This window comes from Microbacterium sp. GXS0129, from assembly GCF_044769785.1.
In the GTDB taxonomy this organism is placed as follows: Bacteria; Actinomycetota; Actinomycetes; order Actinomycetales; family Microbacteriaceae; genus Microbacterium; species Microbacterium nymphoidis.
Genome location: NZ_JBIZVZ010000001.1, coordinates 679,178 through 695,786, shown reverse-complemented (window position 1 = coordinate 695,786; position 16,609 = coordinate 679,178). Strand labels below are relative to the sequence as shown.

16 protein-coding genes are annotated in these 16,609 nt (G+C 70.4%); 3 read left to right on the top strand and 13 right to left on the bottom strand.

The window, feature by feature from the left end:
- Positions 1–26: 26 nt before the first annotated feature.
- From ACIQJ5_RS03070 to ACIQJ5_RS03060, 3 genes are all read right to left on the bottom strand, one after another.
- A complete protein-coding gene (locus tag ACIQJ5_RS03070) occupies positions 27–431 on the bottom strand; it encodes a DUF6508 domain-containing protein (protein ID WP_231090500.1) in 405 nt (134 codons plus the stop codon).
- A gap of 109 nt (positions 432–540) precedes the next feature.
- Positions 541–1,026 carry a hypothetical protein gene (locus tag ACIQJ5_RS03065; protein WP_402840764.1) on the bottom strand — a complete coding sequence of 162 codons (486 nt, stop codon included), beginning with the start codon at positions 1,024–1,026 and terminating at the stop codon, positions 541–543.
- A gap of 14 nt (positions 1,027–1,040) precedes the next feature.
- Positions 1,041–2,138, bottom strand: a complete 1,098-nt coding sequence (locus ACIQJ5_RS03060) for an NAD(P)-binding domain-containing protein (protein WP_402840761.1) — start codon at positions 2,136–2,138, stop codon at positions 1,041–1,043.
- A gap of 88 nt (positions 2,139–2,226) precedes the next feature.
- On the opposite strand from ACIQJ5_RS03060, the gene ACIQJ5_RS03055 reads away from it, so the two are divergent.
- Both ACIQJ5_RS03055 and ACIQJ5_RS03050 read left to right on the top strand, forming a co-directional pair.
- Positions 2,227–2,835 (top strand): TetR/AcrR family transcriptional regulator, encoded by a 609-nt coding sequence (locus tag ACIQJ5_RS03055; RefSeq protein WP_231090503.1) that lies wholly within the window; start codon positions 2,227–2,229, stop codon positions 2,833–2,835.
- Positions 2,836–4,473, top strand: a complete 1,638-nt coding sequence (locus ACIQJ5_RS03050; protein ID WP_402840758.1) for an MDR family MFS transporter — start codon at positions 2,836–2,838, stop codon at positions 4,471–4,473.
- A 104-nt stretch (positions 4,474–4,577) separates the two neighbouring features.
- Here ACIQJ5_RS03050 and ACIQJ5_RS03045 read toward each other — a convergent pair whose 3' ends face one another.
- From ACIQJ5_RS03045 to murQ, 4 genes are read right to left on the bottom strand one after another with little or no spacing between them, the layout of a single operon-like run.
- Positions 4,578–5,012, bottom strand: coding sequence for a TY-Chap domain-containing protein (locus ACIQJ5_RS03045; RefSeq protein WP_231090505.1), 435 nt, complete (start codon positions 5,010–5,012; stop codon positions 4,578–4,580).
- Between the two features lie 4 nt (positions 5,013–5,016).
- Entirely contained in the window at positions 5,017–5,937 is a 921-nt protein-coding gene (locus tag ACIQJ5_RS03040; protein WP_231091380.1) for a rhodanese-related sulfurtransferase, read from the bottom strand.
- A gap of 15 nt (positions 5,938–5,952) precedes the next feature.
- Positions 5,953–6,876 (bottom strand): N-acetylglucosamine kinase, encoded by a 924-nt coding sequence (locus tag ACIQJ5_RS03035; protein WP_402840754.1) that lies wholly within the window; start codon positions 6,874–6,876, stop codon positions 5,953–5,955.
- Positions 6,877–6,890: 14 nt separating this feature from the next.
- Positions 6,891–7,811, bottom strand: coding sequence for an N-acetylmuramic acid 6-phosphate etherase (murQ, locus tag ACIQJ5_RS03030; protein ID WP_231090507.1), 921 nt, complete (start codon positions 7,809–7,811; stop codon positions 6,891–6,893).
- Positions 7,812–7,968: 157 nt separating this feature from the next.
- Here murQ and ACIQJ5_RS03025 point away from each other — a divergent pair, with 157 nt between their 5' ends.
- Positions 7,969–8,838: a MurR/RpiR family transcriptional regulator gene (locus ACIQJ5_RS03025; protein ID WP_231090508.1), complete on the top strand. Its 870-nt coding sequence runs from the start codon at positions 7,969–7,971 to the stop codon at positions 8,836–8,838.
- 10 nt (positions 8,839–8,848) lie between these two features.
- Here the strand turns inward: ACIQJ5_RS03025 and ACIQJ5_RS03020 are convergent, their stop codons facing one another.
- The 6 genes from ACIQJ5_RS03020 to ACIQJ5_RS02995 form a co-directional block, all read right to left on the bottom strand.
- Positions 8,849–9,523, bottom strand: a complete 675-nt coding sequence (locus tag ACIQJ5_RS03020; protein WP_402840750.1) for an ABC transporter ATP-binding protein — start codon at positions 9,521–9,523, stop codon at positions 8,849–8,851.
- Positions 9,523–10,554 carry an ABC transporter ATP-binding protein gene (locus tag ACIQJ5_RS03015; RefSeq protein ID WP_402840747.1) on the bottom strand — a complete coding sequence of 344 codons (1,032 nt, stop codon included), beginning with the start codon at positions 10,552–10,554 and terminating at the stop codon, positions 9,523–9,525. Before ACIQJ5_RS03015 ends, ACIQJ5_RS03020 begins: the two co-directional genes overlap by 1 nt.
- Before the next feature lie 4 nt (positions 10,555–10,558).
- A complete protein-coding gene (locus ACIQJ5_RS03010) occupies positions 10,559–13,216 on the bottom strand; it encodes a hypothetical protein (protein WP_402840744.1) in 2,658 nt (885 codons plus the stop codon).
- Positions 13,213–15,582, bottom strand: coding sequence for a hypothetical protein (locus ACIQJ5_RS03005; RefSeq protein ID WP_402840741.1), 2,370 nt, complete (start codon positions 15,580–15,582; stop codon positions 13,213–13,215). The genes ACIQJ5_RS03010 and ACIQJ5_RS03005 overlap by 4 nt, the downstream gene beginning before the upstream one ends.
- 114 nt (positions 15,583–15,696) lie before the next feature.
- Positions 15,697–16,158: a hypothetical protein gene (locus ACIQJ5_RS03000; protein ID WP_402840740.1), complete on the bottom strand. Its 462-nt coding sequence runs from the start codon at positions 16,156–16,158 to the stop codon at positions 15,697–15,699.
- Between the two features lie 21 nt (positions 16,159–16,179).
- A complete protein-coding gene (locus ACIQJ5_RS02995; protein ID WP_402842022.1) occupies positions 16,180–16,554 on the bottom strand; it encodes a YchJ family protein in 375 nt (124 codons plus the stop codon).
- Positions 16,555–16,609: the final 55 nt, after the last annotated feature.

Here is a 16,609-nt window from a genome sequence, read left to right as displayed (position 1 = left end):
GTCAGGCTTCAGGCGCGCCGACGCGGTCATTCCTCCCCGGCGGCACCCCCGGTCGCCGTCGGCAATGAATCCCGCAGCGCGATCAGCCGCTCGAGGAGCACGAGCAGCTCGCCCGACTCGACGTACTGTGCGATGTGCCCGTCGGAGAACCGCTCTCCCCGCAGGATGTAGGTGAACCAGGTGGACAGCTCCGGCCCCGAGACGGAACCGAGCGGCACCTCACGGACCCGCTTGTAGGAGGCGAGGTACTCGTAGTCGGTGCCGACGATGCTCTGCGCCGCCCACAGCGCCTTCATCAGCACGTCGTCGTATGCGGGGTACGGCATCGTCCGCGCGCCCGAGGATGTCATCCGGCTGGGTGTCCACTGCACCTGGTAGCCACCGAGCAGCAGCTCCCGGCCCCGCTGCACGTGCTCCCATTGGTCGGTCATGTGTCCCCCTCCGGCTTCGCCCGATGCACACCGGCACGGAATACCGCTCGACGCGGCGCGTCGACGCTCGACGCGCACTCCACGATAGTCACCCAACGAGTGCCATCGATCAGATCAGATCATCCTTCGCCTGCTCGATCGCCCCGCTCCACCAGGAGCCGGGGCTCGTCGCAGCCTGCGTATCGATCCGGCGCAGCGCACGCAGCAGATTCCTCACGCGTACGGAGTGAGGCAGAGCGGCAGCCGTCGGGGGCGGGGGCGGGGCGATCTTCCCGGCCCGGAACGCGGCGAGGCGTTCGGCGGCCTGATCCGCCGTCAGCACCCGGGGGCCGGACGACGGCCCTGCCGAGCGCAGGTAGTCGGCAAATGCCTGCAGGAAGCCGGCGGTCGCCGCCCGATCCCGATTCAGTGGGACGGTGTGGCGGCCTGCGACATCGAAGACCGCCGTCGTCGCATCCGCCACGAACTCCACGATGAGGAACTCCCCGTCGTGGACGTGGCCGATCACGACGGCCTCTCGGTCGAGACCGGGCGCGGGCGGGTTCTCACCGTTGTCGACCAGGACCATGCCGAGCGGTGAATCGATGCTGGTCACACGCACAACGATACTCAGCCCACCAGGGCGCCCGCCTGTTCCCGCACGATCGCACGCACCGCGTCGCGTCCGGCCCTGTTGGCGCCGATGGTCGACTGGCTGGGCCCATAGCCGATGAGGAAGAGGCGGGGCTCGTCGATCGACCGTCCGTTCGCCACACGGATCCCGCCTTCCGGGGTTCGCAGCCCGAGCGGTGCCAGGTGGGCGATCGCGGGGCGGAAGCCCGTCGCCCACAGGATCACATCGGCGTGTTCCAGCGTGCCGTCCGGCATACGCACGCCGTCCGCCTCGACCCGCGTGAACATCGGGTGTCGCACCAGCACGCCCTTGTCGTGAGCGCGTTGCACCCATGGCGCCCAGATGTCGCCCGTGACCGAGATCACACTCCCCGGCGGGAGCCCGGCGCGCACGCGCTGCTCGACGCCGTCCAGCGCCTCGATCCGTGATGCGGTGGTCCACTCGCCACGTTTCCAGTCCGGACTGCGACGCGTCACCCAGAACGTCTCGGCGACGTCGGAGATCTCGTCGAGCAGCTGAAGCGCCGAGACGCCGCCGCCGACGATCACCACACGCTTTCCGGCGAACTCCTCCCGCGACACATAGTTCGCGGTGTGAAGCTGACGACCGCGGAAGGTCTCGCGCCCGGGAACGTAGGGCCAGTACGGCTGGGTCCAGGTGCCTGTCGCGTTGATGACGTATCGCGCCGCCCACGATCCCCGATCCGTGTCGACGATCAGCCGCCCCTGGGGATCGGTGTCCGCCCGGCTCACCGAGCGCACACGCACCGGCCGGCGCACCCGCAGATCGAAGCGCTCCTCATAGGCGGCGAAGTATGGCGGCAGCGCGTCCCGAGCGGGGACGCCGGCATCGGCGGGCGGCACCGGAAAGCCCGGGAGCTCGTAGATGCCGTTCACGGTTCCCATCCGCAGCGATTCCCACCGATGCTGCCACGCACCACCCGGCCGTTCGTCTGCATCCAGCACCACGAAGCTGTGCTCGCCCCCCTCACCCGCGGGCACGAATCCGCGTCGGCGAAGATGATGCGCGGCGGACAGACCCGCCTGCCCGGCACCGATCACGACCACATCGACGGCGTCCGGGGTGATGCTCATGCCTCCCCCAACGCCCCGGGTACAGATCGCATTCCCGCACCACAGCTCAAAGTGCACTTTCAGCTTTACAGTGCAAGAATTGCATCTCATGGAGACAAGTGCAGAATCACTGCGGGAGCGCCGACGCCGCGAGACGGCCGCCGCACTCACCGCGACGGCGCGACTCCTCACCACGGAGCGCGGCTTCACGGGCTTCACCGTCGACGAGCTGTGCGCCGAGGTCGGGGTGTCTCGCCGCACGTTCTTCAACTACTTCGCCAGCAAGGAGCACGCGGTGTTCGGATTCACCGCGAACGATCCGCGAACGGAGGCGCTCGATGCCGAGTTCCTCGCCCGCGGCGGCGATCTGGTCGACGACTTCGTCGAGCTCAGCGTGCGCCGCTTCGAGGTGTTCAATCCGATCGACGACGCCCGCCCCCTGTTCGCGCTCATCGATCAGGAGCCGCGTCTGCTGAAGAGCCTGTTCGACCAGCTCGGCGAGAACGAGCGGCGCGATCGCGAGCTGGTCGCTCGGCGGCTCGGCACCGACGACGTTGATATCCGCGCCGAGGTCCTCGTCCACTCCGTCGGTGCGCTGGTGCGCATATGCATGGACCGCATCCTCCATCAGGACTCACCCGAGAGTTTCCGCGACCTGATTGCCCAGCGCCTCCAGGTCGCGCGCTCCCTCCTCGTGCCCACACAGAAAGTCGATTGAATGTCCGCACCCGTCACGCAGGATGCACCGTTCCTGCTCACCCGGCGCCGCGTCTGGATCATCTTCAGCGCGCTGATCGCCGGAATGCTGCTCTCCAGCCTCGATCAGACCATCGTCTCCACGGCGATGCCGACCATCGTCGGCCAGCTCGGCGGCGTGGACCACCAGGTGTGGATCACCACCGCCTACCTGCTGGCCACCACCATCGTGATGCCCATCTACGGCAAGTTCGGCGATGTGCTGGGACGGCGAAACCTCTTCTTGATCGCCATCGCCCTGTTCACACTCGCCTCCGTCGGCTGCGCCTTCGCGGGCGACTTCTGGACGTTCGTGGTCTTCCGTGCGCTCCAGGGTCTCGGCGGCGGCGGTCTGATGATCCTCTCCCAGGCGATCATCGCCGACATCGTGCCCGCCAACGAGCGCGGCAAGTTCATGGGCCCGCTGGGCGCCGTCTTCGGCCTCTCGGCGGTAGCAGGGCCCCTGCTGGGCGGCTTCTTCGTGGATCACCTCACCTGGCAGTGGGCGTTCTACATCAACATCCCCGTCGGCATCGCGGCCTTCATCATCGCCCTGGTGGCCCTGCAGCTGCCGAGCAAGAAGGCGCAGAAGCCGATCGACATCCTCGGTGTGATCCTGCTGTCGATCGCGACCACCTGCCTCATCTTCTTCACCGACTTCGGCGGCGACAAGGAGTTCGGCTGGTCCTCCCCTGCCACGTGGGCGTGGGGCGCGGGCCTCGTCGCCGCGGCGGCGGCATTCGTCCTGACCGAGGCGCGCGCAGCGGATCCGATCATCCCGCTCAGCCTGTTCCGCAACCCGATCTTCATCAACGCCACCGCCATCGGTCTGGTGCTGGGCATCGGGATGTTCGCCGCGATCGGCTTCGTGCCGACCTTCCTGCAGATGTCCTCCGGCACCTCAGCCGCAGCCTCCGGCCTGCTCATGATCCCGATGATGGTGGGTCTCATGGGGACCTCGATCTTCTCGGGGATCGCGATCTCCAAGTCCGGCAAGTACCGGATCTATCCCATCCTCGGCACGATCATCACGGGTGCGGCCATGGCGGCGTTCACGACGCTGTCCGCGACGACGCCCATCTGGCTGATCTGCGTGTTCCTCTTCGTCTTCGGCGCTGGTCTCGGCCTGATCATGCAGGTGGTGGTGCTCGTCGTCCAGAACGCCGTTCCGGCGAGCGAGATCGGCACGGCCACCAGTACCAACAACTACTTCCGCGAGGTGGGCGCCTCGCTCGGTACGGCCGTGTTCGGCACGATCTTCACCACTCGCCTCACGGAGAACCTGCTGGGCGTCTTCGCCGGCGCGGGTGCTTCGCCCGATGACGCGTCGGCTGCGGCGTCAACGATCGATCCGGCGACGCTGAGCACTCTTCCCGACGAGGTGCGCGATGGCATCGTCACCGCATACGCGGACGCGCTGGCGCCGGTGTTCTGGTACCTGATCCCGTTCGTGGTGATCGCGCTGGTGCTCTCCCTGTTCCTGAAGCAGATCCCGCTGTCCGACCAGGCGGGACTCGTGGCCCGCGGCGAGGCGATCAGCGGCGAGGAGGCCGAGCGCCTGGAGGCGGAGCAGCGCGCCGCTGCCGCCGCTGCCTCACCGGACGCTCCTCCGCGCGGCTGACGCTGCGCGCACGGGTCCGGCCCGTGAGAAGCCCACACACGTCCCCGGGAAGCCCTGCGCAACGCAGGGCTTCCCGGACGTGTGTGGGTTTCTCGGCGGGTGGTTCAGAGGTCAGCGAGAGGGAGGTCGGGATTGTTCTCCAGTACCTCGGTGAGGTCGGACTCGAACAGCTCGATGTGCACCGCGTCATCGCCCGAGAACCGCAGCACGGTCACGAGCGCGTCGGCCAGCAGCTCGGCGGCCTCACGATCGGCGCCTTCCGGGAAGACTCGCGCATGATTGGGCGAGACGTCGTCGCTTCCCGCGCTGAAGCCCCACCCGCGAAGCGCCGCGATCTGCAGGCCCGACAGCGGGGGGTCGTTGATCTCGTTGGATGAGACCTCGATGACGATGGAGCCGTCATCGTTGCGCGTGCCCTGCACGTACGGCCGCTGAACGGCCTCGCGCACCACCTCGACCACCCACGGGTCGTCCTCGCGGATCAGGTGCTCGAACAGGTTGGCCAGCGCCTCGCGCACGGCTGACGTCTCATCGGTCATGCGCTCATCCTGTCACGGCCGCCGCGGCAGGCGCTTCGGCGTGCCGGGCGCAGACGACCGCGTCCCCGCAGGCGGCGCACAGCACCACGCGATTGCGGCAACTGTCGTCGGCGCAGTTCACCATGCGCGTGGTGGGCGTCTGACACAGCGCGCACCGTCCGATCACCTTCGGGTCGCGCCCCACCGGCACCGATTCACGGCCGTCGAACACGTAGAGCGATCCCTCCCACAGCCCGGTGCTGCCGAAGCTCTCGCCGTAACGGACGATCCCGCCGTCCAGCTGGTACACCTCACCGAACCCGCGCGCCGTCATCAGACTCGACAGCACCTCGCACCGGATCCCGCCCGTGCAGTAGGTGACCACGGGCCGGCCCTTCAGGTGGTCGTACTTGCCGGAGTCGAGTTCGGCGATGAAATCATGCGTCGTCTCCACGTCGGGAACGATCGCGCCACGGAACCGGCCGATCTCGGCTTCGAAGGCGTTGCGCCCGTCGAAGAAGACGACTTCGTCGCCCCGGTCGGCCACCAGGTCGTGCAGGGCTCCGGGGCTCAGGTGCACCCCGCCTCCGACGACGCCGCGGTCGTCCACGCGCAGCTCACCGGGCGCGCCGAAGGAGACGATCTCATCACGCACGCGCACGCTCAGGCGGGGGAAGTCCAGGCTGAAGCCCTCTTCGTCCAGGCCGGTACCGCTGGACCACTTCACATCGACGTCCGCGAAGGCGCGGTACTCCTTCGTCTTGCGGACGTACTTCTTGAGGGCGGCCATGTCCCCACCGAGCGTGCCGTTGATCCCGTCCTTCGAGATGAGGATGCGACCGCGGAGCCCGAGCCCCTCGCAGAGGTCGCGCTGCCACAGCCGCACCGCATCCGGGTCGGTGATGGGCGCGAACACGTAGTACAGGATGATCTTGGCGGGCACGATTCCAGGGTACGCGGGTCAGGCCCAGAGGAACCCGGCAGCGGGTGCCGGCGGCGCCGAGACGACCAGCCGCGCGAGCTGGACGGCCCCCTCGAGCGGCCCACCAGCGGGCGGGACGAGCTCGGCATCCGGTCGCAGCTCGCGCACGACGCGGCGGAAGGTCGCGGCATACTCCTCCGAGCGCAGCAGACCACCCGTCGCCGAGATGCGCGGGGGCAGCCCCGGCAGAGCCGCGACCGCCGAGTGGGCGGCCTCGGTCGCGGCCTCCCGGATGATCTCTCGGGCGCGCGGGTCGTCGAGCTGAGCGATGTCGGCTGCGAAGGAGGCGAGCACGCCCGCACGGTCATCCCGCGTGTACAGCTGACCGGGCCAGCTCATCGGATCCCCGAAGCGCTCGCGCGCGGCGGCGAGGACGGCATCCGCATCACCGGAGACGCCGTCGCGCTGGCGCATCGCCAGCTGGAGTGCCCGCATTCCGATCCAGGATCCCGACCCACGATCGCCGAGGAGGTGTCCCCAGCCGTCCACACGATTCCACACGCCATGGAAATCGGCTCCGAGGGCGATGGCGCCGGTGCCGACGGCGATGACGGCGCCGGCGGCACCGCTCAAGGCACCCAGGTGACCGGTGACGGCGTCGATGCTGACGGCCACCGCGGCGCGGGGCACCTGTGCCCGCACGCGGCGCACGAGATCGCTCGGGTCGGCCACCAGCGTCGCGATCCCGGTCGCACCGATGCCGATGCCCACGATGCTCTGAGTCTCGACATCACCCAGCGCACGCTCGACCAGCGCGAGAGCGAGATCGGGCCCCGCGCTCCCGCCCGCGGTCACCGCCCCGCGTGGGCCGCTGGCCTCGGCGAGTACGACGCCATCGGCCGACACCAGGCGCGAGCGCGACCCGGTACCGCCGATGTCGATGCCGAGGAAAGCCGTCGTCACCGTTCCGGGTCCGCTCAGTCCGCGAGATGCGTGAGGGCGGCGCGAACCGATCCGCTTCCTGCCGCGAGGGCAGCCGATGCCTCGGCGGCGGTGACCGAGGCCACCGTCATCACGATGGCCGTCTTCAGGTCGCCACCGGCCTCCTCGAGACGTTCGCGGGCCTCGGTGTCCTCGATTCCGGTGGCCTCCCGCAGGATGCGCACGGTGCGCTCACGCAGCTTGGCGTTGGTCGCCACGACCGAGACCATCAGGTTGCCCCAGGTGCGCCCCACGGCCACCATGAGGGCGGTGGAGAATCCGTTGAGCACGAGCTTCTCGGCGGTGGCGGCCTTCAGACGGGTGGACCCGGTGAGCACCTCCGCGCCGGTCTCCAGCACGATGTCGATGTCGGCGAGCGGGGCGAGGGAGGCATGCGGGTTCGATGAGATGAGCACGGTGTGCGCTCCCGCGGCCCGGGCGGCGCGCAGCGCGCCACCGACGTAGGGGGTGTTGCCGCTGGCGGCGAGACCGACCGCGACGTCGCCGGGGCGGAGGTCTGCGGCGGCGGCGGCGCCCTCTTCCTCCGAGTCCTCGGCGTTCTCCACGGCGTCGAGGAGCGCGGTCTCGCCACCGGCGATGTGCGCCACGACACGGCCGCGCTCGAGGTTGAAGGTCGGGCGCAGCTCCGCGGCGTCCAGCACGCCGAGTCGTCCCGAGGTTCCCGCACCGAAGTAGTGCACGTTGCCTCCGGCGCGGAACGAGTCCGCCGCGAGGTCCACCAGCTCCGCCAGCTGCGGGATGATCCGCTGGACGGCGTCGACGGCGACGCGGTCCTGCTCGTTGAGAAGCCGGAGCACCTCCGCTGCGGGCAGGGCGTCCAGGTCGGCCGATGCCGCGAGACGCTGCTCGGTGGGCGGGAGCGGCCGCGCTGCTGCGGCGTCGGGAGTTGCGTTCATGCTTTCGTGCCTCACTCGTGAGAATGTTCTCAGACCAGTATGGTGAAAAATATTCAGAGTTCAATCGCGCCTTGAACATTTTTGCCACACCTGCGGGTATTCTCAGGGTGCACCGGTGCGTCGGCCCGGTGGCGCCAGACAGCACGAAGGAGCGGCCATGAGCGATGTGCTCACGAGCCTGCGGCAGAAGCTCGGATCGATGAGCCGCACCGAGCGCCTCGTCACCGACGCCGTTCTGCACGATCCGGGCCTCGTGCTGCACTCGACCATCACGGAGCTCGCCGAGTCGGTCGGAGTCTCGACCGCGTCCGTCACACGCATGTGCCGCGCGGCCGGTTTCGCCGGGTACAAGGACTTCCGTCTCGCCTTCGCCTCCGCGCACAGCCGTGAGGAGGCCTCACGCGAGCACTTCCAGGTGGCGGATGCCGACATCTCCACGGAGGACTCCGTCGCCGATCTGGTCTCGAAGGTCGCCTACCAGGAGGTGCGAGCGATCGAGGACACCGCCCGCGCTCTGGATCTGGCCGCTCTCGACGCCGCGGCCGCCGCGCTCGGCGCCACGACCCGGGTCGAGGTCTTCGGTGTGGGATCCTCCAGCCTCACCGCACAGGACCTGCAGCTCAAGCTGCACCGCATCGGCACCCCCACCTTCTGCTGGAGCGACACCCACCTCGCGCTCACCTCCGTCGCGAGCACGGATGGGCGCAGCGTCGTGCTCGGAATCTCGCACTCCGGATACACACTCGAGACGCAGCAGGTGCTGGCGCTGGCACGAGAGCGCGGTGCCACCACGATCGCCATCACCAACGATCCGTCGTCCCCGGTCGCGCTCGACGCCGACATCGTGCTCACGACGGTTGCCCGTGAGGCCGCATTCCGCACCGCCGCGATGTCGAGCAGACTCGCCCAGATGGTGATCGTCGACTTCCTCGTGGTGCGTGTGGTGCAGCGCAACTTCGCCACGGCCGAGCGGCTTCTCGTGGCCAGCCACGATGCCGTGCGGGAGCACAAGCTCCCCCGACGCTGACCGGTGGCGATCAGCTCACGACCAGCGCTCCGTCGTGCAGTTCGAGCACACGATCGGCACGCTCGGCCATGGCCGCATCGTGCGTCGCCACCACCGCTGCGGTCCCCTCGGTGTGCACGAGACGGGCGATCAGCGCCATGATCTGCGCGCCTGTCTCGCTGTCGAGCTGGGCCGTGGGCTCGTCCGCCAAGAGGATGCCGGGCGACATCACGAGAGCGCGTGCGATCCCGACGCGCTGCTGCTGCCCGCCAGACAGCTCGCTCGGGCGCTGGCGGCTGTGCTCGGCGAGCCCCACGGCCTCCAGCGCGGCAGCCACGCGGGCATCGCGCTCCGCCACGGCGGTGCGGCGGATGCGCAGCGGCACTTCGACGTTCTCCGCGGCGCTCAGCTGCGGGATGAGTCCGCCGGTCTGCAGGATGGAGGCGACGCGGTCGCCCAGCAGAGCGGACAGGTTCGTCGCGGGGGCCGCGAGGTCCTGACCGTCCACGAACACCGCGCCGGAGGTGGGGCTATCCAGCCCGCCGAGCAGGCTCAGCAGCGTGGTCTTTCCCGCGCCGGATCTCCCGCGTACCACCACGAGCTCGCCTGCTGCCACCGACATCGTCACCCCGCGCACGGCGTGCACCTCCCCGGCCGGAGTCCGGAAGGTGCGCGTCAGCTCGACGGCGTTCAGTACGTCCGGCATCATCGGCCTCCCTCGGCGTCGGCAGCAGCGGCAGCGGCGCGGGCGGCACGCGCCTCGGCGCGGGTGAGAGGCCGTGCCGCTGCCGCGCTCGTCCCCGGTGCGTCGCCGGGCGGAGGCGCCGCGGCGCGCGTCGGGGGCACGGAGGGTCGCACCTGCACGTGGTCGGGTTCCAGAGACACCTTCACGCGGTCGCGCAGGTGCAGGGCGGAGACGAACTCCTGCGGCAGCTGCAGGCGTCCGGCGCGATCCATCACAGCGTATTCCTCCGCCACACGGGTGGTCTCGCCGTCCGCCCCGGTCAGCGTGCTGCGCAGCGTTTCGGTGGATGTGCGCCCGTCGCGGATCCGCACGGTACGGCCCACGTGCTGAGTGATGGCGGCGTCGTGCGTGACGATCAAGGTGGTCACTCCCCGTTCGGCGTTCACCGTTTCCATCGCCGCCAGTACCTCGGCGCCGGTGGCCTCGTCCAGTTCCCCCGTCGGCTCGTCGGCCAGCAGCACACGCGGTTCATTCGCCAGCGCGACGGCAATCGCCACCCGCTGCTGCTGGCCGCCCGACAGCTGCGCCGGACGACGATCGGCGATGTCCCCGATCTCCAGCAGCTCGAACAGTTCGTCACTGAGCGCGCCCCGCCGCGGCTTCGGCACGACCCGCGCCACCGTGTGCGCCATCGCGATGTTCTCCCGCGCGGTGAGGTACGGCAGCAGGTTGCGCGAGGACTGCTGCCGCACGAATCCGACGCTGCGCCGGCGATAGGCCAGCCGCTCGGCGCGCCGCATCGTGGTGAGATCGTGCCCCGCGACCTGGGCCACTCCCGCCGTGGGGGCATCGAGGCCGGCGAGGATGCCGAGCAGGGTGGACTTGCCCGAGCCCGATGCACCGACCAGGGCGACCATCTCGCCGGTGTCCACGGTGAGGTTCAGCCCTTGCAGCGCCTGCACCTCGATTCCCTGAGCGGTGAAGATGCGCACGACGCCCTCGCACAGGATTCCTCCGGTGCCGACGTCGCTCGCGAGCTGGGTCGTGTTCACGCCCTCATCCTTCCTCTTCCATCCGCTGGTCCGACGACCGGGCCGCACGCGCGGCGGCCAGGGCGGCGGCCGCGAGACCGATGAGCACCACCACGAGGGTGTATCCCCCGATCACCACAATCTGCCAGGGACCGCCCGCGTGGATCGTCGGACGGACCGACCCACCGACGAAACCGGTCAGATCCAGGGCGGCGATGACCACCGCCGACATGACGAACCCGGCGGCCGCGCCGAACGGGATCGTGACGATCAGGGTGGGCAGCACGTCCCAGGCGACCAGGGCGAATCCGCGGCTGCGTGAGCCGAGAGCGCGCAGCACCCGCAGGACGCGCGCCCGGGCCGGGGCACCCAGCACCAGCATCATGACGATGCACACCCCGAGCAGCGCGGCCACCAGGGTGAGTGAGATCGTCAGCGCGGTGCGCACCGCCTGCAGCGCCGGATCCGCGCTGCGCTCGGCGATCACGCCCGCGGGAGTCGTGAACTGCGGCGCGGCAAGCGCACCGGTCAAGCCCGCTTCCACATCGCTCAACGACGCGGACGGATCCAGCCGGACGAACAGCACATCGGGCGCATCCTGACGGACGCCGAGATCGCGCATCGCGGCATGATCGACCAGGATCCACACGTCGTACCCGCCGTAGGGGTTGTCGTCGGGAGCCACCGCCTCGATGCTCAGGACGTGCCCGTTCGCCGTCAGCTCCCCGTCACCCAGGCGCGCCCGCGCGGACTGCGACACCACGATCGGGATGTGATCGGCAGCAGGAGTCCCGGGCAGCGCAGTCCCGGATGCGCCCGCCCTCACCTCGGCGAGCTCGTCGCTGTCGACCACGAACATGCGCACCGCCACCTTCTGCCCGCCCGTGCTGATGCTGAGCTTCGACGACGAGTACACCGGCGCAAGCGCTGCGATCCCCGGCACGGTGCGCGCGGCGGCGAGCCGCTCGGGTCCGATGTAGGGAGTCTGGACCCGCAGCTCGGCGCCGGTCTGCGCGCGAGCCGTGTCGTCGATGCCGCCGTCGACGGTCGTCGCGAAGCTCACGGCGAAGACCGCCACGGCGAGACCGACGATGGAGGCGAGCGCGGAGGCGGACCGCACGGCCGGGACGCGAGCCGAGCGGGCGGGACCGAGCAGCGGCATGAGCCGCGGCGAACGCACGCCGGCGCGTTCCGCCGCGGTCAGCAACAGCGGAACCAGCCGCAATGCGATGATGCCGGCGATCACGGTGAGCGCCAGCGGAACGACGGTGAGCAGGGGGTCCCAGGTGGCCACCTGCCCTCCCCGGCCTGCAACGAGGACGACCAGGGCCGAGCAGCACAGCACGACGAACGCCTCGACGATGAGCCGGCGCGCCCGTCCCGCCGTGGGCGCACCGCCGGCGGCGGCCCGCAGCTCCGCACGCGCGGACACCGCTGCCGCGAGGGGAAGGACGGCGGCTGGCACGAGGGCGAAAACCACCGGGGCGATCAACGAAGCCGGGTGCTGCCAGAGGCCCAGCAGAACGGTGCACGTCACACCGATCCCCGCTCCCAGCACCCCGAGGACGAGCCCTTCCACGCCCAGAACCACGGACACGCCCAGCGCCGAGGCGCCGCGTGCGCTCACCAGGCGGACGATGCCGGCCCGACGCTGCGCGAGCATGCGACCGGCGAGGGCGAGCGCGACAAGAGCGACCGCGAGCGGGCCGACCGCGATGACGGCGAACACGGCCAGCAGAGCGCCACCGCGCGCGGCGGCGGCGCTGAGGACCGGCGGGGCGGCCGAGGCCAGGACGTAGCCACGATCCGTGAGGTCGGAGAAGGTCATCGGCACGCGGAAACGCGAGGTGGATGCTCCGCGCAGCTCTGCGGCGACCGCCTCCGCAGAATCCGCCGTGATCCGCTCGCCCTGCACGGGGATCCAGCTGATGGTGGTTGCCGTCGCGGCGAAATCGGGATCGAACTCGTCGAGGGAATCGGCTGCCGCATAGGCGGCGGCGACGGTGACGATGCCGCCTTCGCTGGTGGGTGCGCGCCCGCTGACGACGGAGGACGGCGAGTACGCCCAGTCCGGGTCGTCGGGGTCCTGCACCTCATAGGTTCCGCTCAGCACCAGCACCCGGCCCGCGAAATCCCGGCGTTCGCCGATGGGCCATTCCAACTTCTCCGACGCGTCGACGGAGATCGCCACCGGGATGTCGCCGCCGGCGACCGGGGCGGCCGGCGCGCGACCGTCGACGATGTCGATGCGTTGCGCCCACTGCGGGTCGAGCGTCAGCATCACGTCGTTGGCGATCTGGTGCTCGGGAGGATCCCCCACGGGAGTGCTCCAGCCGCTCGTCACCTGGACGATCATGCGTGCGGCTCCGAGGACGTCCTGCGTCTCGGGCATGCGCGCGGCGACCTGGTCTCGCAGGTCTGCCGCAGCTGCGCTCCAGGTGGCGCGATCGCCGGATCCCAGCCGAGGAAGCCCCGCACCGCTGCCGGAGAGATCCCGGCTGGATGGCGGCAGCTGCGCCAGCGCGACGCGGACCGTGTCGGTGCGAGCGGACTCGAGGAACGCGGGCGCCCCGGCACCGATCACGGACAGCACCGCGACGACGAGGACGACGAAGGTGGACATCACCGGAGCGGTGACGGCGGTGCGCGCCAGCAGCACACCGGTGGCGGGACGATGGCTCACAGTGCACCTTCCAACAGCGGCACGATGGCGGCGGCGACCGCTGCACCTGCGAGCGCACCGCTGAACACCGCGAACCCGGCCACGACGACGGTCTCGGCTCGCGCCGCTGTGCGGGCCGACCGCACTGTCATGCCCAGCGAACGAAGCGCCGGCTCATCGGCGCGCCGCTCCCGCACGACGGCACCCATGACGGCGGCGAAGCCCGCCACGGCGATGGCTGCCGCCAGGCCGATTCCGGCGAGCAGCGCGAGCATGACCGGGGCGCGCACAGGCGCATCGGAATCGGTCAGGGCAGTGCGGATCTGGACGGGCTCGGCACTCAGCGCCCGCAACCGGGCTGCCGCGGCGTCCGCGTCATCCGTCCGCACCCACACGCTGGTGGGCTGCGGCACCACCCCGGTACGCGAGACGCCGAGCTTCTGAAGCACCGCGAGATCCATCAGCACTCCGCGGTCACCCGCACCCGCGACCGCAGGAACGACGGCGATCACGGAGACGGGCAGCGTCTTGGACAGCGCCGTCAGACGGAGGTCCATCTGATCGCCCACGCGCGCGCCGAGCCGTTCGGCGAGAACGCCGCCGAAGACCACCGGGATGCGTCGCTGTGACGCATCTTCCAGGCCCACCACTGCGGCGGGCTCCACCAGCGCCTCCGCCTCCGAGCGAGGAACGGCGAGCGCCGTTGCAGCTTCCGATCCCACCGTGGCGGGCCCACTGAGAGCCACCGAGGCGCCGTCTCCGAACGCCTCGGCGACGAGCTGTGCGGAGCTCGCGTCGCTGCCGGGCTGGACGGGGAACGTCGCTCGTACGTCTGCGCCGAGACTGCGATGCTGCGCCGCGGTCTGTGCTTCGCCCATCGCGGGGATGAGGACGAGGCCGATCGTCGCGATGCCCGCGGCGAGCGACAGACACAGCAGCGCGGCGGTCAGGGTGCGGCTGCTGCGCGAGATGCGGCGCAGCACCAGCGCGGCGACGAACCCGCGACGGGTGCGCGCGGCGCGGGCCCCCAGCGATGCGAGAGGTCCCGCACTGGCCACGATGAGGAGGGTCGCGGTGATGAGCAGCAGCACGGGGGCGAGAAGCGCGAACAGGTCTGCGCTGCCGTCGGGGGCCACGACGCCGCCCCGCGCCTGAAGCTGAAGATAGGACACCGCCGCCATCACCCCGACGATCAGCAGCGGCGTCCCGAGGGCGATGGCGGTGGCGCGATCGGAGTCGGTGCGCTCACGGGCGAAGGGCCGGCGGGTCGCGGCGAATCCGGCGGCCGCGACCGCGACCGCGACGAGCAGAGCCGCGACCAGCAGCGCGGGCGTCATCGCGTCCGCGGGTGCGACCTGCCACCCCGCCGCGGCCAGGGCGACGAATCCGGCCCCGGCTCCCGCTGCGAGGCTGGTGGCGATCAGGATCTCCGCCATCGCGTCACGCGCCACCGCGAAGGCCGACGCGCCGCGAGCGCGCAGCAGATCCGTCTCGCCGCGGCGGGTTTGCGCGAGAGAGAGGACGAGGAAGCCGAGAACCACAGCGGCGATCACCAGTACCACAGCGAGTGGCAGCAGAGCGATCGCGCGTGTTCCCACCGCCGCTCGATCGATGCGCTCCAGCGTGCCCGCCAGCTCACCGCTCACTGAAAGCCCGACGGAACTGTCCGGATCGACGTTCTTCGGCACCCGTTCCAGGAGCGCGGTTCCGGAACGGTAGGAGCTGATCCCGGCGGCGGACAGCGATGTCGGTGCGATGACCCACTCCACGCGCGCCGACGTGGACGCGGTGTGCAGCGCGTCCTGCGTCACGAGCAGCGGGCCGGCGGCGTTGCCCGTGCGGCCCGAGGACACGGCCGGATCCCCCGCCCACGCGGGGTCCGTGTCATCCAGCGGCAGCCACGTTCCGATGACCTGCAGTTCCCCCGTCGCGGTGCGGATCGTGTCACCGAGCGCGACCCCCGTCGCGCGCGCGGACGTCTCCAGGAGAGCGGCCTGGCCCGCCTCCGCTGGCCAGGCCCCCGCAGTGAGCCGGGCGCGGTCCTGTGCCCCCGCATCGGCGAGCAGTTCCCAGCCACGACCCCGATCATCCGTCACGACCGCGCTCTCGCGCCGATCGATGCGCACGGGAGCGGCGCCGTAGGCGTCGTTCACCGCCATGCGCACGCGCTGATCGACGTCGCCCAGATCCGCGACGCCGTTCGCGGCGATTCGCATGGTGCGACCCTCGGGAGCCGCGTCCTCCAGCATCCGCTCGGATCCTGCCGAGACGGCAGCCGTGGTGATCGTCTGCAGAACCCCGACCCCGGCGGTGGCGATGAGCACGAGCAGGGCGATGGCGATCAATCGGCCCATGCCGACGCGGGCTCGGCGCCAGGCGAATGCCATTGTCACCCCCTACCGACCCGTCGGCGGGTCGTCTTCATGCCACCGCGTCGGCGCGGGGACTTCGGACAGACTAACCGGATTCCGATCTCGCAGCCGTGTACCGCGTGCAGCGGCTCAGCGCCGCCGCAGGCCTGCGTCCGCGTTCACGATCACATCGCCGAACAGGCGATGCAGCGCGCGCCGGTCTGCGGGCGAGAACCAGCTGAGTTCCACCGCCGCGGTGCTCCCGGACCGGGTGCGAAAGCTCCAGCCCGCAAGGGCCGGCATCCGCGGTCGCGACGGAATGTTCTCCACCACGTGCGTGAAGTCGGTGAGCGGTGACCGCCACGTCGGCCGAAAACGTCGGGTCAGCACCACCTCCCGGTCATCCAGCGCGATCGTGGTTCCCGACGCGATCAGCGACATCACGCCGAAGACGGCGAGCATCGCCACCACGACCACGATAGAGGCGAGGGGATTGCTGCGTGAGACTCCCCACACGATCACCAGTCCCCCGGCCCAGAGCAGGGCATAGGAGCTGAGCGGTCCCCAGAATCCGCCGCGGATCACGACGGGGGCGGGAGGCGGAGTGAACACGTCTCGATGGTATCGGTCGGTTCAGGAATGGACGCCGTCGAGATACCACCAGCGACCGCTCTGCCGCACGAAGCGGCTGCGCTCATGGATGCGGCCCCGTGTGCCCGAGGACTCGCGGTAGCGCGCCACGAACTCCACCACGCCGCGCTTGGCGTCGTCCGCAACCGGCGGCGCATCGAGGATCTCGAGTCCGAGCCACTGCGTGGCGTCGTCCAGGGAGAGCTCCGCCGGCGCGGTGCCGGGGTGCCACGTGCTCATCAGGTACCGGGCATCGCCGCGCGCGAAGGCCGTGTATCGCGATCTCATCAGCTGCTCCGGCGAGGCGGGCACAGCGTCGCCGTCCAGGAAACGCGAACAGCACGAGCTCGCCTCAGCACCGGACCCACAGAGACACATCGCCATCACCCCATTCTCCCCGGTCGCTGACAGCGAACGCCGCACGTGTGCGCCC